The sequence below is a fragment of the Pseudomonas sp. Marseille-QA0332 genome (assembly GCF_054950175.1).
In genome coordinates, this window is the sequence record NZ_CM143106.1 from 2,845,563 (window position 1) to 2,866,721 (window position 21,159).

Below are 21,159 nucleotides of genomic sequence, written 5' to 3' on the forward strand. Positions count from 1 at the left end.
TCGGCAGCCTAACCTGATCCCGCTGGAAGTCTGCGGCTATGCGCCTGAAGTGGCTCACCAATTTCAACACCTTGCTACTGCTCACCGTCTGCCTCGCTCTGGGGGCCACCTTGTGGTGGTCGCAGCGCGCCCTGGAGCGCCCCTACCAATTGGTGGAGCGCTACCTAGACCTTTCCCAGCGCTTCCAGAACCAGGCGGCCCGTAACATCGAAGCCTACCTGGCCAGTGGCGACGCGGTTCGTCATGCCCAGGCGCTGCAGGCCATCGAGCAATTGCAGGCGGCGCTGGCCGAATGGCCGTCGGCATTGGCGACCAGGCTGCGGCCGAGCCTCGAAGGCTTGCAGGCCTTCACCGGCGACGAACTGCTTGGCGCCGGCAAGCTGGCCGGCGATCCCCAGGCCCTGCTGTTGCAGGCCGAGCGTGAACTGGGCGCCAGCCTCGAGCAGCTCACCGTGTATGCCAGGGACAGTGCCAGCGAGCACGCCAGCGCCTACCTGTCGCCACTGCTCGAAGCCACTCTGCACCTGGGTCGCTTGTCGCTGGCGCGTGCCAAGCTGGTCGGCAGCGGCCGCGCGGAACTGACCGATGAGGTCCTGCGCGAATTGCAGTCGATCCGCACCCAGGCCGAACTCATCGAGCAGTTGCCGCTGCTCGGCGTGACCCGTGCCCGCGAATCGGGCGCCGACGATTTCGCGGCGATGATGGGCTTGCAGAGCGAGGCCAGCGAGCAGCGCGAAGATGCCGCGGTGGCGCTCAAGCGCGAGCTGCAGGGCCTGCTCAGTCGTTATCCGGGGGAATTGCGTCGCACCCGCGAACAGATCGAACGACGCGCCATGCTGGCCAGCAGCACGGCGCAGCGGCTGGCGTCGGTTCGCCAGGCGATCGCCGCGCTGGAGCCGGAGGTGCGCGCCCGACATGCCCTGATCCAGCGTGAAGTGCGGGTCATGCAGGGCCTGATGATCGGCCTGATCCTGCTGATCGCAGTACTCATCGATGGTCTTCAGCGGCGTCTGGCGCGCGTGCTCACCAACCTGGCGCCGGCGCTCTCGCGCTGGGCCGAGGGGGATTTCGCCCAGCCCATCGCGCTGGGCCGGAGCAACCGGGAGCTGCACGATATCCAGGAATCGCTCAATCGCCTGCGCCAATATCTGGTCGAGCTGGTCGACGCCCTGCGCCACAACGCCGAGCAAGTGGTCGGCAGCAGCCAGGCGCTGGCTGGCATGAGCAGTGCGCTGCACGATGGCACCGAACGCCAGGCCGGCGACACCGCGCTGATCCGCGATGCCCTTGGCGCGCTGGAAACCACCATCCAGCAGGTGGCCAGCGATGCCAGGTCCGCCGCGCTGGCCAGCCATGACGCCGACCGCGCCGTCGAGCATGGCCAGGCGGTGATTGGCCAGAGTCTGTCCGGGCTGCGCACGCTGGTCGAGGAGGTCCAGGGCAATGCCCAGGCCATCGAGCAACTGGCCGAGGAATCGGCGACCATTGGCGGTGTGCTGACGGTGATCCGCTCGATCGCCGAACAGACCAACCTGCTGGCGCTCAATGCCGCCATCGAGGCGGCCCGCGCCGGCGAAATGGGTCGCGGCTTCGCCGTGGTGGCCGACGAGGTACGCTCCCTGGCGCAACGCACCACCGGCGCCACCGGCGAGATCCAGGCGTTGATCGACCGTTTGCAGCTGGCGGCCCGCGACTCGCTCGAAGGCATGCGCCATCAGCTCGAGCATGCCGAAACCACCGTAGGCCAGGCGCAGGCCGCCGATGGCGCGCTGGCCACCATCGTCAGCGCCATCGGCACCATCGCCGTTACCGCGACCCGCATCGCCGACGCGACCGCGCAGCAGACCGGCGCGGTCGGCGACATCCGCAGCCATAGCGAGCGTATCCATGCGCTGGGCGAAGACAATCTGCAACGCGTCGGCGAGGGCCGCGAGCAAGGCGAACAGCTGCTAAGGCTCGGCGACGCGTTGAACACGGCGGTGCGCGCGTTCCGCGTCTGACGTCCCGCCAGGCGCTGATCGCTGCGTCACCGCCCCAAGCCGAGCAGAGTCCGTTATCATGCGCGCACGTTTTACCTAGCGAGACCGCCATGCGCCGCCTGTTTTTGCTGCTGTTCATGCTGCTGGCCAGCCCGTCCTTCGCCAGCAGCCTGCTCGACAACCGACCCAGCGCTTCCCTAGGCGCCGCCTCGCTGGATGCCAGCGCGGACTTCCTTCCGGTGCGCCAGGCTTTCAAGCTCAGTCTGGAGCACGTCGACCGGCAAACCGTCACCTTGCGCTTCGTCGCGGCGGAAGGCTATTACCTGTATCGCCATCGCTTCCAGTTCCGTACCGAGCCGACCGACGCAGGCCTGGGCCAGGCTCGCATCCCGCCTGGCGAGGCCAAGCACGACGAGTTCTTCGGCGACGTCGAGGTGTACCACGGCATCGTCGACATCGAACTGCCTCGCCAAGCCTCCGGGCAGCGGCCCGTCACCTTGCAGGTCACCTACCAGGGCTGCGCCGACAAGGGCTTGTGCTATCCGCCGCAAACCGAACGCCTGGAAATCCCTGGCGCCGCCGGGGCCCCCGCCGCGTCGATACCTGCCGTCGCCCCGGAAGGCTGGAGCTGGCGCTCACTGCTGCTGTTCTTCCTGGCGGGCGTCGGGCTGACCTTCACCCCGTGCGTGCTGCCGATGCTGCCGATCCTTTCCGGCGTGGTATTGCGTGGCCAGGTAGGTGGCCTGCGCGGCCTGAGCCTGTCGCTGGCCTACGTGTTGCCGATGGCGGCCTGCTTCGCCGTGCTCGGGGCGCTGATGGGCCTGTTCGGCGCGGGGCTCAATCTGCAGGCGCGCCTGCAATCGCCTTGGGTCCTGATACCCTTCGCGCTGTTCTTCGTGCTGTTCGCCCTGGCCATGTTCGGCCTGTTCGAACTCAAGCTGCCCCAGGCCCTGAGCAGCCGCCTGGACAAGGCCGCCAGCCGGACCAAGGGCGGCTCGCTGCTCGGGGCGGCCGTGCTTGGAGTGCTGTCCAGCCTGCTGGTGTCGCCCTGCGTATCGGCGCCTTTGGCTGGCGCGTTGCTGTACATCAGCGCCAGCGGCGATGCCTTCGGCGGCGCCTTGAAGCTGTTCGCCCTGGGCCTGGGCATGGGCGCGCCCTTGCTGCTGATGGCTACCGGCGGCGCCGCCTGGCTGCCCAGGAGCGGTGCATGGCTGGTGACGGTGAAGAACGCCATCGGCGTGCTGCTGCTAGGCCTGGCGATCGGTCTGCTCGCCCGTGTCCTGCCGGCGCCGCTGACACTCCTGCTGGTCGGGCTGCTGGCCGCCGGCGTGGCTCTGTTCCTCGGCACGCTCGAGTTCACGCACAAGACACCGGGCCAGCGTCTGGCGCAACTGCTGGGCCTGCTGCTGCTGTGCTATGCCTTTGCCTGCTGGCACGGCGCCCTGAGCGGCCAAGGAGATCCGCTGCGTCCGCTGGGCACGCCGGTCGGTAGCTCCGGCACTGCAGCGCAGCCGGCGCAGGTCGATGCCTGGCGCACCCTCACCACGCCAGCCGAACTGGATGCGGCACTGGCCCAGGCCAAGGCGGACGGGCAACCGGTCGTGCTCGACTGGTATGCCGACTGGTGCATCAGTTGCAAGGTGATCGAGCGCGAAGTGCTCGGGGCCGCCTCGATACACAAGCAGCTCGATGGCTTCGTGCGCCTGCGCTTCGACATCACCGAAAGCAACGCCGCCCAGCGTGCCCTGCTCGACCGCTACCAGCTGTTCGGCCCACCCGCCTTGCTGTTCTTTGCCGCGAACGGCAGCGAAATGACCGCCGATCGGGTAGTCGGCGAAACCACTGTCGAAGAATTCGCCCGCCATCTGTCACGCATGCGCCAGGACCTGGGGCTTTAACTTCCCAACTGGCGGGAAGTTTCCGGCAAGAGTGACCAAAGAACCGCTTTTGGTCACATACTTTGCGCGAATCTCGGGCATCGTGCCGGCTATTGCAGGGAACTGGACACTTGCCATCGCTTGCGGCATAGTCGCCGCGCTATATCGACTTGCCGAACAACAAGGAAACCGCAGATGGCGACCCTACTGGTGCTGCACGGCCCGAACCTCAACCTGCTCGGTACTCGCGAGCCAGGCCTGTATGGCGCCGTGACCCTGTCGCAGATCAACCAGGATCTGGAACAGCGTGCCCGCGCTGGCGGCCATCACCTGCAGTACCTGCAAAGCAATGCCGAGTATGAACTGATCGACCGCATCCACGCGGCGCGCAACGAAGGCGTGGACTTCATCCTGATCAACCCGGCCGCCTTCACCCATACCAGCGTCGCATTACGTGACGCATTGCTGGCGGTGAGCATCCCATTCATCGAAGTGCACCTTTCCAACGTGCACAAACGCGAACCTTTCCGTCATCACTCCTACTTCTCCGACGTCGCCGTGGGAGTGATCTGCGGCCTTGGCGCCACTGGCTACCGGTTGGCCCTGGAGTCCGCGCTGGAATACCTGGCTGCACACGCACAGCCCTGATGACAAGGCCCGGCCCGATGGGCACGGGTTTTACAGAAACGTCCTCGACACGTTTTCAAATTACATCCCTGACCGAACCTTGGGAGTTGATGCTTAATGGATATCCGTAAAGTCAAGAAACTGATCGAACTGCTGGAAGAGTCTGGCATCGACGAGCTGGAGATCAAGGAAGGCGAAGAGTCGGTTCGTATCAGCCGCCACAGCAAGTCCCCGGTCGGCCAGCAGTACTTCGCCGCCCCGGTGGCCGCGCCCGCTCCGACCGCAGCCCCGGCCTCTGCCCCTGCAGCCGCCGCGCCAGCCGCCGAAGCCGCAGCCCCGGTGCTCAAAGGCACGGTGATCCGCTCGCCGATGGTCGGCACCTTCTACCGCAAGCCGTCGCCGACCTCGTCCAACTTCGCCGAAGTCGGCCAGACGGTGAAGAAGGGCGACACGCTGTGCATCGTCGAAGCCATGAAGATGATGAACCACATCGAAGCCGATATCGGTGGCGTCATCGACGCGATCCTGGTGGAAGACGGTCAGCCGGTTGAGTTCGACCAGCCGCTGTTCACCATCGTTTGAACTGCGGAGAGCCTGCGATGCTGGAAAAAGTTCTGATTGCCAACCGTGGCGAAATTGCCCTGCGTATCCTGCGTGCCTGCAAGGAACTGGGGATCAAGACCGTCGCCGTACACTCCACGGCTGACCGTGAACTGATGCACCTGGGCCTGGCTGACGAGGCGGTGTGCATCGGACCCGCGGCCTCCAAGGATTCCTACCTGCACATTCCAGCGATCATCGCCGCTGCCGAAGTGACCGGCGCCACCGCCATCCACCCAGGTTATGGCTTCCTTGCCGAGAACGCCGATTTCGCCGAGCAGGTCGAGAAATCCGGTTTCGCCTTCATCGGGCCCAAGGCCGACACCATTCGCCTGATGGGCGACAAGGTCTCGGCCAAGGAAGCGATGATCAAGGCCGGCGTACCGACCGTGCCAGGCTCGGACGGCCCGCTGCCGGAAGACGAAGCGACCGCGCTGGCGATCGCCCGCGAAGTCGGCTATCCGGTGATCATCAAGGCCGCCGGCGGCGGCGGTGGTCGCGGCATGCGCGTGGTGCACAAGGAAGAAGACCTGATCGCCTCGGCCAAGCTGACCCGTAACGAAGCTGGCGCTGCCTTCGGCAATCCGATGGTCTATCTGGAGAAGTTCCTGACCAACCCACGCCACGTGGAGGTCCAGGTCCTGTCCGATGGCCAGGGCAATGCCGTGCATCTGGGCGACCGTGACTGCTCGCTGCAGCGTCGTCACCAGAAGGTCCTGGAGGAAGCCCCGGCACCGGGGATCGACGAGAAGGCCCGCCAGGAAGTCTTCGCTCGCTGCGTTCAGGCCTGTATCGAAATCGGCTACCGCGGTGCCGGCACCTTCGAGTTCCTGTACGAGAATGGCAGCTTCTACTTCATCGAGATGAACACCCGCGTGCAGGTGGAGCACCCGGTTTCCGAAATGGTCACCGGCATCGACATCGTCAAGGAGATGCTGAGCATCGCCGCGGGCAACAAGCTGTCGTTCCGCCAGGAGGACGTGGTGATCCGCGGCCATTCCCTGGAATGCCGGATCAACGCCGAAGACCCGAAGAAGTTCATCCCGAGTCCAGGTACCGTGAAGCATTTCCATGCCCCTGGCGGCAATGGCGTGCGCGTCGACTCGCACCTGTACAGCGGTTATGCGGTTCCGCCGAACTACGACTCGCTGATCGGCAAGCTGATCACCTATGGCAAGGATCGCGACGAGGCCATGGCGCGCATGCGCAATGCCCTGGACGAGATCGTCGTCGACGGGATCAAGACCAACATCCCGCTGCACCGCGAACTGGTGCGCGATGATGGTTTCTGCAAGGGCGGTGTCAACATTCACTACCTCGAGCACAAGCTGGCCAACCAGGAGTGATCCTGGCGTGAAACAGAGAACCCCGACCTCGTGTCGGGGTTTTTCATGGAGCCTGTTTCCAGGTGGTGCAGGTTGTGCGGCCCTGGTGCCGCGACCGGACCCGCGGAGACCGTAGGTTCGGTATCGTGACCTGGCAGTTCCATGGCGTGGCCTGGTTTACGGCCCCTGCGGGCCCGATCGCGGCGCAGCGGCCTGTCCCGCCAAGCGTCCTGCACAAACCTCGCGCACTCAAGTAAACTGCCACCCTCCGGCAGCCTCGGGCTGCCCCTGTCGATTTATCATAGGTACCCGCCATGCCCTGGCTGCAAGTACGCCTGGCCATCAGCCCGGAACAAGCCGAAACCTACGAAGATGCCCTGCTCGAAGTGGGCGCTGTCTCGGTGACCTTCATGGATGCCGAAGACCAGCCGATTTTCGAACCGGACCTCAATACCACGCCGCTGTGGAGCCATACCCACCTGCTCGCGCTGTTCGAGGCCGATGCCCAGGCCGAGGCGATCTTCGCCCATCTGCGTCTGCTTACCGATGCCGAGCTGCCCGAGCACCAGGCCGAATTGATCGAGGACCAGGACTGGGAGCGCAGCTGGATGGACAACTTCCAGCCCATGCGCTTCGGCCAGCGTCTGTGGATCGTGCCGAGCTGGCACCAGGCACCGGATGCCCAGGCGGTCAACCTGCTGCTCGACCCGGGACTGGCGTTCGGCACCGGCACCCATCCGACCACGGCCCTGTGCCTGGAGTGGCTCGACGGCCAGCAGCTCGAAGGTACCCAAGTGCTGGATTTCGGCTGCGGCTCGGGAATCCTCGCCATTGCCGCCCTGCTGCTTGGCGCACGTGAGGCGGTAGGTACCGACATCGACGTCCAGGCCCTCGAAGCCTCACGCGACAATGCCGGGCGCAATGGTCTGGCCGCAGAGCGCCTGGCGCTGTACCTGCCCGAGCAGATGCCGCCGATGCAGGCCGACGTGCTGGTCGCCAACATTCTCGCCGGGCCATTGGTGTCCCTGGCGGCACAACTGTCGGGCCTGGTCCGCCCGGGCGGCTTGCTGGCCCTGTCGGGCATCCTCGCCGAACAGGGCGCCGAAGTGGCAGCTGCCTACGCCGCGGACTTCGAACTGGATCCGATCGCCGAGCGCGACGGCTGGGTGCGCATCAGCGGTCGCCGCCGCCCGGCAGCCCAGGCATAAACCCCAGCAGCCCCCACGGACCCAGCGCATGAGCGACAGTTTCGTCACCCAGTGCCCACATTGCCAGACCCGCTTCCGCGTCACCCATCACCAGTTGAGTCTGGCTCGGGGCGTGGTGCGCTGCGGTTCCTGCCTGCAGGTATTCAATGCCGCCCGGCAGCTGCTGGAGCGGCACCGCGCCGAAACCGGCCAGCCATCTGCGGAAGAAACCGCCGGGGCGCAACCGGACACGACGCCTGCAACCCGCCCGACCGAGCGAGTCGACGGGCCATCGCTCGGGGAGCAGGCTGGCGTGCCGGCGACGATGGTATCCGCGGCACCGATGTCAGCTGGCAATGCGCCTGCTGCGAGTGCGGAGGACTGGGCAATGGCGGGCAACCCGCTGGACGAAGTGGATCTCGACCAGGAGCTGGCGCGCCTCGAGCGACGCGGCGTCCCCGCGCCGGGAGACAGTCACCCTAACCACGCCAGCCTGCATGCCCGGCGCGACGATACCACGGATGATCACGATGGACGCCCGTTCGGCACGGCCATCGAAGACAGCGAGGTGCAACCGCCTTCGCTGTTGTTCGCCGATCCGGCCAGCCCCGATGCGCCACACCTGCCGCCGGCCGAACGGACCGAGCCGACCCTGAGCCTCGACATGGCGCTCGACGAACATGCCAGCCGTTCCTCGTCCAGTGACTCCATGGCCACGGCCATGCCGGACCAGCACGCGCCACTCGACCGACCGGAGCAGATCGGGCACGACCGGATCGAGCCGGGGCTAGGCGCGCCCGCCGCCAGGCCGCGCAAGGAGCCGCTGATCGGCGTGGTCGACGACCCGCTGCAACTCGATTGGCAAAAGCCCGCGCCCAACTGGCGCAAGCGCCTGCTGTGGGGCCTGCTGGTCCTGCTGGCGACCGCCACGTTGCTGCTGCAGTACGTCTGGTATCACTTCGACGAGCTGGCGCGCCAGGACCAGTACCGCCCCTGGTTCCAGAGCCTCTGCCCGAGTCTGGGCTGCGAGGTACCGACCCGGGTCGATATCTCGCGCATCCGAAGCAGCAATCTGGTGGTTCGTAGCCACCCCGACTTCAAAGGCGCGCTGATCGTCGATGCGATCATCTACAACCGCGCCTCGTTCCCCCAGCCGTTCCCCCTGCTCGAGCTGCGCTTCGCCGATCTCAACGGCCAGCTGATCGCCAGTCGCCGCTTCAAGCCCAGCGAGTACCTCAGCGGCGAGCTGGCCGGACGCGGGGACATGCCGAGCCAGACGCCGATCCACATCGCCCTGGACATCCTCGACCCCGGCCCCAAGGCCGTGAACTACAGCCTGAGCTTCCGCTCCCCGGAGTAGGGAACACAAGCCACAAGCGAGCGCCCTGACGCCTGTCACTTTCCTGCCAAGCAGGAACGCTTGCGCTCCAGCGATATCGCTACGCAACTGCTTGCCGCTTGCGGGTTGCCGTTCACGACCTACCGCTGTTCAGTTTTTATCCAGCCCCATCTTTATCCAGTCATCGAGAGCGGGTATCATGCCAACCCTTTTTCGAACTCCAATGATTCGGCCCCACAACAGGGAACACCTATGTCGGCGGTACGCATCGGCCCTTATACACTACGCAACAACCTGATCCTCGCGCCCATGGCCGGGGTCACGGACCAGCCTTTCCGTACGCTTTGCCAGCGCCTTGGCGCGGGCATGGTGGTGTCGGAAATGGTCACCAGCGACCTGAGCCTGTGGGACAGCCGCAAGTCGCGCCTGCGACGCATCCATGAGGATGATCCGGAGCCCCGCTCGGTGCAGATCGCCGGAGGCGACGCGCAGATGCTGGCCGCTGCCGCCCGGGCCAACGTGCAAGCCGGTGCGCAGATCATCGATATCAACATGGGCTGTCCGGCGAAAAAAGTCTGCAACAAGGCGGCAGGCTCTGCTTTATTGAGAGATGAGGCACTGGTCGAGCAGATCCTGCGGGCGGTGGTCGACGCGGTCGAGGTCCCGGTGACCCTGAAGATCCGCACCGGCTGGGACCGGGCGAACAAGAATGGCCTGACGGTGGCGAAAATCGCCGAACAGGCGGGCATACAGGCACTGGCGGTGCATGGCCGGACGCGCGCCGACCTGTATACCGGCGAAGCCGAGTACGACACCATCGCCGCGATCAAGCAGGCCGTGTCGATCCCGGTGTTCGCCAATGGCGATATCACTTCGCCAGACAAGGCTCGCGCCGTGCTCGAGGCGACTGGCGCCGACGGGCTGTTGATCGGGCGCGCGGCGCAAGGTCGACCGTGGATCTTTCGCGAGGTCGAGCACTACCTGCGCACCGGTCAATGCCTGCCGGAGCCTGGCCTGGACGAAGTGGAGCGCATTCTGCTGGAACACCTTGCCGCGCTGCACGCCTTCTACGGCGAGGTGATGGGCGTGCGCATCGCCCGCAAGCATGTGGGCTGGTACCTGGCAACACGACCGGGCGGGAAGGAGTTCCGCCAGCAATTCAACGCTTTGGAAGATACGCAAGCGCAGTGCGCCAACGTTCGCCAGTTCTTCCGCGAACGTCGACAGAGCCTTGAGACAGGGGACGGACAAGGGGTGGCCGCATGACGATGATGACCGAGACTTTAGTGAGTGGAACAACGCCCGTGAGCGACAACGTCAACCTCAAACAGCACCTCAACACGCCGAGCGAAGAGGGTCAGACCCTTCGTGGCAGTGTCGAGAAGGCGCTGCACAACTACTTCGCCCATCTCGAAGGCGCGACCGTCACGGACGTATACAACCTGGTGCTTTCCGAAGTGGAGGCGCCCTTGCTCGAAAGCGTGATGAACTACGTCAAGGGCAACCAGACCAAGGCCAGCGAGATGCTCGGGCTGAATCGAGGCACTCTGCGCAAGAAGCTGAAACAGTACGATCTGCTGTAAGCCACAATCCCAACCAGAAAAGGCGACTCCTCGACGAGCTCGCCTTTTTTGCTGACTCCACCGCGTTATGGAATCCGAAATGACCGACCAGACTACCCGCCTGCCGATCCGCCGCGCCCTGATCAGCGTCTCCGACAAGACCGGTATCCTCGAGTTCGCCCGTGAGCTGCAACAGCTCGGCGTCGAGATCCTGTCCACCGGCGGTACCTACAAGCTGCTCAAGGACAATGGTGTGGACGCGGTGGAAGTGGCCGATTACACCGGCTTTGCCGAAATGATGGATGGCCGGGTCAAGACCCTGCACCCGAAGATCCACGGCGGCATTCTCGGCCGTCGCGGCCTCGATGACGCCATCATGGCCGAGCACGGCATCAAGCCGATCGACCTGGTCGCGGTCAACCTGTACCCGTTCGAAGCCACCATCGCCAAGCCAGGCTGCGACCTGCCTACCGCGATCGAGAACATCGACATCGGTGGCCCGACCATGGTCCGCTCGGCGGCCAAGAACCACAAGGACGTGGCCATCGTGGTCAACGCCAGCGACTACGCCGGCGTGCTCGAAGGCCTCAAGGCTGGCGGCCTGACCTATGCCCAACGCTTCGACCTGATGCTCAAGGCATTCGAGCACACCGCCGCCTACGACGGCATGATCGCCAACTACATGGGCACCATCGACCAGAGCCGCGACACTCTGGGTACCGAAGCGCGCGGTGAGTTCCCGCGCACCTTCAACACCCAGTTCGTCAAGGCCCAGGAAATGCGCTACGGCGAGAACCCGCACCAGAGCGCGGCGTTCTATGTCGAGGCCGGCAAGGGCGAGGCCAGCATTTCCACCGCCGTGCAACTGCAAGGCAAGGAGCTGTCGTTCAACAACGTGGCCGATACCGACGCCGCGCTGGAATGCGTCAAGAGCTTCGTCAAGCCCGCCTGCGTGATCGTCAAGCATGCCAACCCCTGCGGCGTGGCGGTCGTGCCTGAAGACGAAGGTGGCATCCGCAAGGCCTATGACCTGGCCTACGCCACCGATACCGAGTCGGCTTTCGGCGGCATCATCGCCTTCAACCGCGAGCTCGATGGCGAAACCGCCAAGGCCATCGTCGAGCGCCAGTTCGTCGAAGTGATCATCGCGCCGAAGATCTCCCAGGCTGCCCGCGACGTAGTGGCCGCCAAGCAGAACGTGCGTCTGCTCGAATGCGGCCAGTGGCCAGCCGAGCGCGCCACCGGCTGGGACTTCAAGCGCGTCAACGGCGGCCTGCTGGTACAGAGCCGCGATATCGCCATGATCACTGCCGATGACCTGAAGATCGTCACCAGGCGCGCCCCGACCGAGCAGGAGATCCATGACCTGGTGTTCGCCTGGAAAGTCGCCAAGTTCGTCAAGTCCAACGCCATCGTGTACGCCAAGAACCGCCAGACCATCGGCGTCGGCGCCGGCCAGATGAGCCGGGTCAACTCCGCGCGCATCGCCGCGATCAAGGCCGAGCACGCCGGCTTGCAGGTGCAGGGCGCGGTCATGGCCTCGGATGCGTTCTTCCCGTTCCGCGACGGCATCGACAATGCCGCCAAGGTCGGCATCAGCGCGGTGATCCAGCCAGGCGGCTCGATGCGCGACGCCGAAGTGATCGCCGCGGCCGACGAAGCCGGCATCGCGATGGTGTTCACCGGCATGCGTCACTTCCGCCACTGATCGGCTGCAAGCTGCAGGCATTGCGCATGACGCTTGCTTGCAGCGAACAACATTTCTGAACGATAAAGAAGTGGGAGCGGCAACGCGGCTTTAGCTTGCAACTCGAAGCTTTGGCCCCGCCCCCACGCCAAGGAGTCTTCAATGAAAGTCTTGATCATCGGCAGTGGTGGGCGCGAGCACGCCTTGGCCTGGAAGGTCGCCCAGGATCCGCGCGTCGAGAAGGTCTTCGTCGCCCCGGGCAACGCTGGCACCGCCACCGAAGCCAAGTGCGAGAACGTCGCCATCGACGTGACCGCCCTCGAGCAGTTGGCCGACTTCGCCGAGCAGAACGTCCAGATGACCATCGTCGGCCCTGAAGCGCCACTGGTCGCGGGTGTCGTCGACCTGTTCCGCAGTCGCGGCCTGGCCTGCTTCGGCCCAACCAGGGGCGCGGCCCAGCTGGAAGGCTCGAAAGCCTTCACCAAGGATTTCCTGGCCCGTCACCAGATCCCGACCGCCGACTACCGGAACTTCACCGAGATCGAGCCGGCCCTGGCCTACCTGAAGGAAAAAGGCGCACCGATCGTGATCAAGGCCGACGGCCTGGCCGCAGGCAAGGGCGTGATCGTCGCCATGAGCCTGGAAGAAGCCGAGGCGGCCGTGCGCGACATGCTGGCCGGCAATGCTTTCGGCGATGCCGGCTCGCGGGTGGTGATCGAGGAGTTCCTCGATGGCGAGGAAGCCAGCTTCATCGTCATGGTCGACGGGCACAACGTCCTGCCGATGGCCACCAGCCAGGACCACAAGCGCGTCGGCGACGGCGACAGCGGCCCGAACACCGGCGGCATGGGCGCCTACTCACCGGCACCGGTGGTCACTCCCGATGTCCACCAGCGCGTCATGGACCAGGTGATCTGGCCCACCGTGCGTGGCATGGCCGAGGAAGGCAACGTCTACACCGGCTTCCTGTATGCCGGGCTGATGATCGACAAGGCCGGCAACCCCAAGGTCATCGAGTTCAACTGCCGCTTCGGCGACCCTGAAACCCAGCCGGTCATGCTGCGCCTCGAGTCGAGCCTGGTCCTGCTGGTCGAAGCCGCGTTCGCCCAGGCCCTGGACAAGGTCGAGGCGCAGTGGAACCCGCGCCCGAGCCTGGGCGTGGTAATGGCCGCTGGCGGCTATCCCGGCGACTACGCCAAAGGCGCCGTGATCGGCGGCCTGGAAGCGGCCGCCAAGCTCGAGGGCAAGGTCTTCCATGCAGGCACTAGCCTCAAGGATGGCCAGGTGGTCACCAGCGGCGGTCGCGTACTGTGCGCCACGGCCTTGGGCGATACCGTGGCCCAGGCCCAGCAGCAGGCCTATCGCCTGGCCGAGCAGGTCAGCTGGGACGGCAGCTTCCATCGCACCGACATCGGCTATCGGGCCATTGCCCGCGAGCGTGGTGAGAGCCTGCGATAACCGCCGGGTGGAAGATCGGCGCGCCGCCGGCAGCCGACCTTTCGCCTCGTCGCCCAGGCCCTCGGCGGCCTTGCCTTGGCCTTGGCGCGCCGCGCATAGTGATGGGCCTGGCATCGAGCAAGGAAAGGAACTCGTCGTGCGTCGGCTTCGGATTGCCATTGTCCTGATCTTCAGTGCACTGACCCTGCTCTGCCTGCAGCCTGCCGCAGCCAGCCAGGGCGCGGGCTGGTCGGTCCTGCTCGACGAGCAGGCCAACCTGCAGCTCAGCGACATACGCTCCGATCGCTACCGCAACCAGTTCAGCCCGCTGCGCCTGGAAAACCTCGATGCCGGGCTGCCCGACCAGGCGCTCTGGCTGCATTATCGGATGCAACCTGGGCAGCAGGAACGTCTGTTACGCATCTTCGCGCCCGACCTGTCCCACCTGGACCTGTATGCGCTCGATGGTGACAGGGTGGTACGGCAGCTGCACCATGGTCGCACGAGCGAAGCCGACAGCTCGGCCTTGCGCAGCAGCGACCATGTCCTGGCCTTGCCGAACAGCACCCGGGTCCTGGATATCTACCTGCGCCTGGTTTCCGAACATCAGCTGCGCCCGGCGATTTCCCTGGAAACCGCCACGGCGGCGGCAGCCGACCAGCGCCAGCCGCTGCTCTTCGGCCTGCTGTTCGGCGGGTTGCTGATGCTGATCGCGCACAACCTGATCCGCTTTTTCTATTCGCGCGCCGGTGTCTGCCTGGCCCTGGCGCTGTACCACGGGCTGATGCTGCTCAGCGCCCTGATCCTGCTCAATCTCAGTGGCCCATGGTGGCATCTGTGGCATACCGCGCAGACGCCTGCCGCCTACCTGACACTGGTCCTGGCGGGAATGGCCGGGCTGTACTTCACCCAACACTTCTTCGCCCCGTGTCGATCGACCCGACTCAATCGCCTGCTGCAGGCCGAGATCCTGATGGCAGGCACCAGCGGGCTGATCCTGCTGTTCGTCGACACCTTGCCACTGAACCTGATGACCTACGCCTTGCTGGCCACCGGTAGCCTGAGCATGCTGTTGGTGTCGGGCTACCAGCAGTACAACGGCTATAGACCGGCCCGGATGTTCACCGCCGCGCTGCTGGTGTTCAACCTCGGCGGCCTGGTGCTGCTCCCCGCCCTGCTGGCGTTCACCCGTACGTCCACCCCCTGGCTGCTGTGCATCCTGATGGGGCTGACGGTACTCAGCGGCCTGCTGCTGAACTTGGCGGTCGGCGAACGCCTGCGCAAGATCAGCGAAGAGCGCATCCGCGCCAACCGGGCCCTGGCCGCCAGCGATGCGGAAATCAACGCCAAGGCCGAGTTCCTGGCCAAGATCAGCCATGAGATCCGCACGCCGATGAATGGCGTGCTGGGAATGACCGAACTGCTGCTGGGCACCCCGCTGTCGGTCAAGCAGCGCGATTACGTGCAGACCATCCATAGCGCGGGCAACGAGCTGCTGACCCTGATCAACGAGATCCTCGACATCGCCAAGCTCGAATCCCGCCAGATCGAACTGGACGATGTGCAGTTCGACCTCAATGCCTTGATCGAGGATTGCCTGAGCATCTTCCGCGCCAAGGCCGAGCAGCAGAACATCGAGCTGATCAGCTTCACCCAGCCACAGGTGCCGAGAGTCATCAGCGGCGACCCGACGCGACTGCGCCAGGCGCTGTCGAGCTTGCTGGACAACGCGATGAAGAATACCAGCGAAGGCGAGATCCTGCTGGTGGTTGCCCTCGACCAGCGCAGCGACATGCCGCGGCTGCGCATCGCCGTGCAGGACAGCGGCGAGTCGCTGGCCGATGCCGAGCGCGACGCCCTGTTGCAGACCGAACTGCACAGCCGACACTTTCTCTCGAGCGACAAGCTCGGCGGCCACCTTGGCCTGGTGATCGCCAAGCAGCTGATCGGCCTGATGCAGGGCGAGTTCGGTATCAAGAGCAGCGTCGGCACCGGCAATACCTTGTGGCTGACCCTACCGCTCGATCCACAGCGGCTGGAGCAGCCGCCGGCCGACCTGGAAGGGCCGCTGCGCGAGGCTCGCGCCCTGGTCGTCGACGACAACGACACCTGTCGCAAGGTGCTGGTCCAACAGTGCAGCGCCTGGGGCATGAGCGTCAGTGCCGTGCCGTCGGGCAAGGAGGCGCTGGCCTTGCTGCGCACCAAGGCGCACTTGCGCGACTACTTCGATGTGGTGTTGCTCGACCAGAACATGCCGGGCATGACCGGCATGCAACTGGCCACCCGGATCAAGGAAGACCCGAGCCTGAACCATGACATCCTGGTGATCATGCTCACCGGCATCAGCAACGCGCCGAGCAAGATCATCGCCCGCAATGCCGGGATCAAGCGGATCCTGGCCAAGCCGGTAGCCGGCTACACGCTCAAGACCACCCTTGCCGAGGAGCTGGCCCGGCGCAGCAAGGATCCGCTGCTGCCAGTGCCTGCTGGCGCCCTCCCTCCCGTGCAGGACCTGCCGGCGGACTTCCGTATCCTGGTGGCCGAGGACAACAGCATCTCGACCAAGGTGATCCGTGGCATGCTCGGCAAGCTCAACCTGGAGCCTGACACCGCCAGCAATGGGGCCGAAGCCTTGCAGGCGATGCAACGCACTCGCTACGACCTGGTACTGATGGATTGCGAGATGCCGATTCTCGACGGTTTCTCCGCGACCCAGCAGCTGCGCACCTGGGAACAGACTCAGGATCGCCCGCGCACGCCGGTCGTGGCCCTGACCGCGCATATCCTTTCGGAACACAAGGAGCGGGCCCAGCAGGCCGGGATGGATGGACACATGGCCAAACCGGTGGAATTGTCGCAGCTGCGCGAATTGGTTCAGTACTGGGCACGCCAGCGCGAGCAGCAGGCGGGAGCCTTGCGCACGCCTTGAGGCCAAGCGGGGCCTTGAATCCGTGCGCCCCGCCAGCGGGCCAGGCCAGGCGGCCGGGCCCGGCTCGGTTCAGGGTTTGCTGCCGTACCAGCGAGGCGTGTATACCCAGCTGCCACCACCGACGCGCTCGAAGGCACAGGTGGTCGAGGAGCCGACCAGCACCATGGTCCGCATGTCGACCATTTCCGGCGCCAGCTCGCCCAGACTGACCACCCGCAGCGCCTGGGCTGGCCGGCCGACATCGCGGCCGAGCACGACCGGCGTCGCTGGGTCCCGATGACGGCGCACCACGTCCAGGGCCTTGCCCAGCTGCCAGGGCCGGGCGCGGGAGATCGGATTGTAGAAGGCCAGCGCCAGGTCGGCCTGGGCCGCCAGCGCCAGGCGTGTCTCGATGATCGACCAGGGTTTGAGATTGTCCGAAAGCGACATGACGCAGAAGTCATGCCCCAGCGGCGCCCCTGCCAGCGCGGCCGTGGCCAGCGAAGCGGAAACGCCAGGCAGCACCTCCAGCTCGACCCGGTGCCAGGCCGGATCGTCCGACTCATGCAAGGCTTCCATGACGGCAGCTGCCATGGCGAACACGCCCGGATCGCCAGACGACACCACCACCACCGAACGCCCTTGCGCCGCCAACTCGAAGGCGTGCCGGGCGCGCTGCATTTCCTCGCGGTTGTCGGTGCAATGCAGCACCTGGTCGTCACGAAACGGCCCGGCCATGCGCACGTAGGTCTCATAGCCGAGCACGTCCTGGGCACGCGCCAGTTCAGCCTTGACCGCGGGCACCATGAACTCGGTCGCGCCTGGCCCCAGGCCAATGACCGCCAGCCGGCCACGCGCGCGGCCAATGCCACTTGGGTCGACCGGCACCGCAGCCACGCTCAGGCCCAGGCCTGGCACAGCGCTTGGCAGCGACTGGCCAGCGGGCATGGCCTGGCGCAGCCAGTGCTCGACGGACGGCCGTTCGGGAACGAAACGTAACGCCGTGCCAAGTGCCTGGGCCGCCTGCCGTAGCTGCGAATCGGCCATCTGCCGTTCGCCAGCCAGCAGGCAGGCCAGCGAGGCCTGGGCGATGCCCTGGGCCTCGAGTGCCGCTTGCACGCTTCGCGCCGGCTCCGGCACGCCGGCCTCGATGCTCACCACCACCGTGCGCGGATGGATCAACAGCTGCTCGCGGCTCGCCGGATGCGCCTGGTGACTGACACGGATGGTACGCCGGGCGGCTTCGCTGGCTGGCAGGCGCGCCTGCTCGAGCCACGGTGCCTGGCCTTCGATGCGCACGTCTTCGCCAGCCAGCAGGTCGGAGACGAACCGCTTGCCCTGCTCCAGGTCCGCCAGGACATAGCCTTGTGGCGGATTGAGCAGGCAGGTGCCGAAACGCAACTCGCCACTGGTGGTGATGGCTGCGGATACATCGAGCTCGGCGCCGATCTGTCGGGCCATGCCATTGACCCCGCCCAGCCCGCCCAACAAAGGCACCACGGCGCTGCCATCCTCGGCCACCGCCAGCACGGGCGGCTCGCTGCCCTTCTCGCTCAGCAGGCCGGCCAAGCTACGAATGACGATCCCCGCCGCGCACAAGGCGATGATCGGCGTGTCCTGCCGGTACAAGGCGCGCAGGGTTTCGCCGAATGAAGCGTAGGTGCTGTCGGCGCCTTCGACGCGGCCTTGCAGACCGTGGACCCGAGCCTGGGGGTAGAGCGCCTGGAGCCGCCGGGCCGTAGCCAGCCCGCCTTGACCCAGCACGATGATGGCAGGTGCCTTGTGCATGCTCATCCCTGCCATTTTTCCCCCGGTACGATGATCAGCGAGAAATACGGCGACGATTGTGGATCGACCTGGTCGAGCGGGACGATCTTCTGGTTGCCCATGGTCGCCCGCTCGACATACAGCGCTCGCTGCGCCAGCCCCAGCTCGACCAGCACTTGGCGGACCTTGTGGAAGTTGCGACCCAGCTTCATCACCACTGCCGCGTCGGCGTCGGCCAGGCGCCGCTTGAGCTCGTCATGCTCCAGCACGCCCGAAAGCACCGACAGGCTCTGGTTGCGATAGACCAGCGGCGCACCCAGTACCGAAGCACCGCCGAGCATCGAGCAGACACCCGGTACCACGCAGGCCTCATAGCGCTGCGCCAGACGATCGTGCAGGTACATGTAGGACCCATAGAAGAACGGATCGCCCTCGCAGATCACCGCCACGTCACGCCCGGCATCCAGGTGCGCTGCCACCTCCAGACCAGCCTGGTCGTAGAAGTCGCTGATCACCTGTTCGTAGGACAACGGTGCTGGCAGGACCTCGGTGGTAACCGGGTAGACCAGCGGCAGCAGGGTCTGCTCGGCCTGCAGGTGCGCCTCGATGATGCCGAAGGCGTTGCCGCGCTTGCCCTTGGCGACGAAGTACGCCACCACCGGGGCCTCGCGCAACAGGCGCAGGGCCTTCACCGTGATCAGTTCCGGATCACCGGGGCCGACGCCCAGGCCGAACAGCCGTCCACGTGGCGACATCATTCCACCTCCGTGGCCAGGGCATTGACCGCGGCGGCCGCCATGGCGCTGCCGCCCAGGCGGCCCTGCATGATCACGAAAGGCACCGCGCGGCTATCGGCGGCCAGCATCGCCTTGGACTCGGCAGCGCCGACGAAGCCTACTGGAAAGCCCAGGATCAAGGCCGGCCTGGGCGCCCCGGCGTCGAGCATCTCGAGCAGGTAGAACAACGCTGTCGGCGCGTTGCCGATCACCACCACGCTGCCTTCGAGGTGCTCACGCCACAGTTCCAGGGCGACCGCGGAGCGCGTGTTGCCTGCCCTGCGGGCCATCTCCGGCACCCGCGGATCGCGCAAGGTGCAGATCACCGCATTGTTCGCCGGCAAGCGGGCACGGGTGATGCCTTCGGCGACCATGTGCGCATCGCAGAGGATCGGCGCGCCCTGGGCCAAGGCCTCGCGCCCTGCCTTGCCGGCTCCCTCGGAGAACTGCAGGCCATCGATCGCCTCGACCATGCCGCAGGCGTGGATCACCCGCACGGCAAGCTTCTCGAGGTCGGCGGGGATCCGCTCGAGCCGGGCCTCCTCGCGAATGATGCGAAAGGAATTGCGATAGATCTCCTGACCATCGCGGATGTAGTCAATCATCAAGGTGCTCCGTCGGCAGGTCGAGCATGGCGCCTGCTTCTTTCAAGGTAAGGTTGCGTGCGCGCAAGGCTCCGAAGCCAGACAGGCGCGCATCGCGCAGGTACAGGTCATAGCGGCCCGGCGAGCGGGCCAGCAAGGTCGCCGGGGCGACATGCGCGGCGGCGCAGGAACGCGGGCAGCCGCTGAGATGGACGCTGCCGGCCCCACCGCCGCGCAGCAGGCTCGACAGCACCACGGCATCGTTCTTGGTGTCGGCCAGTCCCTTGGCGCAGCCACGCGAGCCCGTGCAGGCAGTCAGGCGCGCCAATGGCGCTGTCGCTTCGCAGAGCAGCCCGAGCCGGCGTAGCTGCTCGCCTGCCTCGGCCAGGCCGGCCGGGTCGAGATTGGTCAGCACCAGGCTCTGCCAGGGACTCAGGCGCAGGCTGCCGTCTCCCACCTCGCGCGCGATTCGCGCCAGGCCACGCAGCATGGCCGGTTCGAGGCGCCCCAGCGGTGGTGCCACGCCCAGAGCCATGCCCTGGCGCTGGGGAAGCACGCCGAGCCAAGGGCTCGACGCCTTGCCGCGCTGCCAGCGCAGTACCCCTTCGTCACGGCGCAGCGGCAGATCCAGCCCGGCGACGAACGTCTCGACGGTGCAGGTCTCGAGCAACTGGCGCATACGCGTCTGTTCAGGCGTGGCAAGCATGAGGAAGCGCTCCAGCACCGCGCGCACCAGCGCTAGCCCGGCGGCCAGCGGCACCGCCCCGACCGGCCGGTCGCGACCGGGACAGCCGGCCAGGCCGAACGCCAGCCAGATCTGCTGGTCGAGCTCCAGCGCCGACAGCCAGAGGTCATGGGGATGCTCGAGCATCGCCAGCCCCTCGCCGCCATCGAGCTGCACGGCGAACTTGGCCGACAACGCGTGCAGGCGCGGCGTGCCCTCCAGCATGGCGAGAATCTGCGCAGCCAGGGGCCGGGCATCGAAGCGCATCTGCGGATCGACACCGGCCAGCGGGCTGAGCATGAGGTTGCGCACATCGTCGCCGGCCGCCTCGCGTGGCCCCAGCCCGGCAGCCAACAGGTGTTCGACCAGGCCGCGATGATCGTGGCCGATGCCACGGATCTGCAAGTTGCCTCGGTTGGTGGCCTCGATCAGGCCGCCCGCGAAGCGCTGCGCGGCCAGGGCCACCGCATCGGCCTGGTCGGCCAGCAGCAGGCCGCCGGGCAGCTTGATGCGGCAGATCCCGCCGTCACGGGCGGCGACGATGCGCCACAACCCCGGGCAGGCCGAGGGACGAGGCGATACAGCTGGGGGCGGGACCGGCTTCAAGGAGGGCATCCGACAATCGTGAAAGAGCACTTCAGTGTAGAAGGCACGGTATTATGCCTGCTTTGCTCGCTTGCATGAAAAGCCGGCGATCGAACGTGATGACGAATCGGGAAGTGGCCCGTGTCCTGGCGCCCGGCCCAGCGATCCTGCCGGCAATGCGCTTTTCACATGGTG

The 21,159-nt window shown here is 66.1% G+C and carries 16 protein-coding genes; 12 read left to right on the forward strand and 4 right to left on the reverse strand.

Annotation, left to right across the window (positions count from 1 at the left end; translation table 11 throughout):
• Window positions 1-38 precede the first annotated feature (38 nt).
• From ACY8GK_RS13240 to ACY8GK_RS13295, 12 genes are all read left to right on the forward strand, one after another.
• Window positions 39-2,000: a methyl-accepting chemotaxis protein gene (locus tag ACY8GK_RS13240; protein WP_462401418.1), complete on the forward strand. Its 1,962-nt coding sequence runs from the start codon at window positions 39-41 to the stop codon at window positions 1,998-2,000.
• Window positions 2,001-2,089: 89 nt separating this feature from the next.
• Window positions 2,090-3,877, forward strand: a complete 1,788-nt coding sequence (locus tag ACY8GK_RS13245; RefSeq protein WP_462401419.1) for a protein-disulfide reductase DsbD — start codon at window positions 2,090-2,092, stop codon at window positions 3,875-3,877.
• 174 nt (window positions 3,878-4,051) lie between these two features.
• On the forward strand, window positions 4,052-4,504 hold the full coding sequence (gene aroQ / locus ACY8GK_RS13250) for a type II 3-dehydroquinate dehydratase (RefSeq protein ID WP_196176123.1): 453 nt from the start codon (window positions 4,052-4,054) through the stop codon (window positions 4,502-4,504).
• A 96-nt stretch (window positions 4,505-4,600) separates the two neighbouring features.
• Entirely contained in the window at window positions 4,601-5,065 is a 465-nt protein-coding gene (accB, locus tag ACY8GK_RS13255; RefSeq protein ID WP_462401420.1) for an acetyl-CoA carboxylase biotin carboxyl carrier protein, read from the forward strand.
• Window positions 5,066-5,082: 17 nt separating this feature from the next.
• Window positions 5,083-6,429, forward strand: coding sequence for an acetyl-CoA carboxylase biotin carboxylase subunit (gene accC / locus ACY8GK_RS13260; protein ID WP_196176119.1), 1,347 nt, complete (start codon window positions 5,083-5,085; stop codon window positions 6,427-6,429).
• A gap of 293 nt (window positions 6,430-6,722) precedes the next feature.
• Window positions 6,723-7,616, forward strand: a complete 894-nt coding sequence (gene prmA, locus ACY8GK_RS13265; RefSeq protein ID WP_196176117.1) for a 50S ribosomal protein L11 methyltransferase — start codon at window positions 6,723-6,725, stop codon at window positions 7,614-7,616.
• A 28-nt stretch (window positions 7,617-7,644) separates the two neighbouring features.
• Complete coding sequence (locus ACY8GK_RS13270; RefSeq protein WP_462401421.1) at window positions 7,645-8,955, forward strand: DUF3426 domain-containing protein; 1,311 nt, start codon at window positions 7,645-7,647, stop codon at window positions 8,953-8,955.
• A gap of 231 nt (window positions 8,956-9,186) precedes the next feature.
• Window positions 9,187-10,200 carry a tRNA dihydrouridine synthase DusB gene (gene dusB, locus ACY8GK_RS13275; RefSeq protein WP_196176113.1) on the forward strand — a complete coding sequence of 338 codons (1,014 nt, stop codon included), beginning with the start codon at window positions 9,187-9,189 and terminating at the stop codon, window positions 10,198-10,200.
• A complete protein-coding gene (gene fis / locus ACY8GK_RS13280; protein ID WP_134692528.1) occupies window positions 10,197-10,517 on the forward strand; it encodes a DNA-binding transcriptional regulator Fis in 321 nt (106 codons plus the stop codon). Before dusB ends, fis begins: the two co-directional genes overlap by 4 nt.
• Window positions 10,518-10,596: 79 nt before the next feature.
• A complete protein-coding gene (gene purH / locus ACY8GK_RS13285; RefSeq protein ID WP_196176111.1) occupies window positions 10,597-12,204 on the forward strand; it encodes a bifunctional phosphoribosylaminoimidazolecarboxamide formyltransferase/IMP cyclohydrolase in 1,608 nt (535 codons plus the stop codon).
• Between the two features lie 141 nt (window positions 12,205-12,345).
• Window positions 12,346-13,641: a phosphoribosylamine--glycine ligase gene (gene purD / locus ACY8GK_RS13290; protein WP_196176109.1), complete on the forward strand. Its 1,296-nt coding sequence runs from the start codon at window positions 12,346-12,348 to the stop codon at window positions 13,639-13,641.
• 136 nt (window positions 13,642-13,777) lie between these two features.
• Window positions 13,778-16,549, forward strand: coding sequence for a hybrid sensor histidine kinase/response regulator (locus tag ACY8GK_RS13295; protein ID WP_462401422.1), 2,772 nt, complete (start codon window positions 13,778-13,780; stop codon window positions 16,547-16,549).
• Between the two features lie 69 nt (window positions 16,550-16,618).
• On the opposite strand, the gene cobJ is transcribed toward ACY8GK_RS13295, so the two are convergent.
• Genes cobJ through cobG form a run of 4 tightly spaced genes read right to left on the reverse strand, consistent with a single transcriptional unit; the run spans window position 16,619 to window position 20,994 of the window.
• Window positions 16,619-18,331: a precorrin-3B C(17)-methyltransferase gene (cobJ, locus tag ACY8GK_RS13300; RefSeq protein ID WP_462401423.1), complete on the reverse strand. Its 1,713-nt coding sequence runs from the start codon at window positions 18,329-18,331 to the stop codon at window positions 16,619-16,621.
• Entirely contained in the window at window positions 18,319-19,053 is a 735-nt protein-coding gene (locus tag ACY8GK_RS13305; RefSeq protein WP_196176103.1) for a precorrin-2 C(20)-methyltransferase, read from the reverse strand. Before ACY8GK_RS13305 ends, cobJ begins: the two co-directional genes overlap by 13 nt.
• Window positions 19,050-19,676, reverse strand: a complete 627-nt coding sequence (locus ACY8GK_RS13310) for a precorrin-8X methylmutase (protein ID WP_196176101.1) — start codon at window positions 19,674-19,676, stop codon at window positions 19,050-19,052. Before ACY8GK_RS13310 ends, ACY8GK_RS13305 begins: the two co-directional genes overlap by 4 nt.
• Window positions 19,669-20,994 (reverse strand): precorrin-3B synthase, encoded by a 1,326-nt coding sequence (gene cobG, locus ACY8GK_RS13315; protein WP_196176099.1) that lies wholly within the window; start codon window positions 20,992-20,994, stop codon window positions 19,669-19,671. Before cobG ends, ACY8GK_RS13310 begins: the two co-directional genes overlap by 8 nt.
• Window positions 20,995-21,159: the final 165 nt, after the last annotated feature.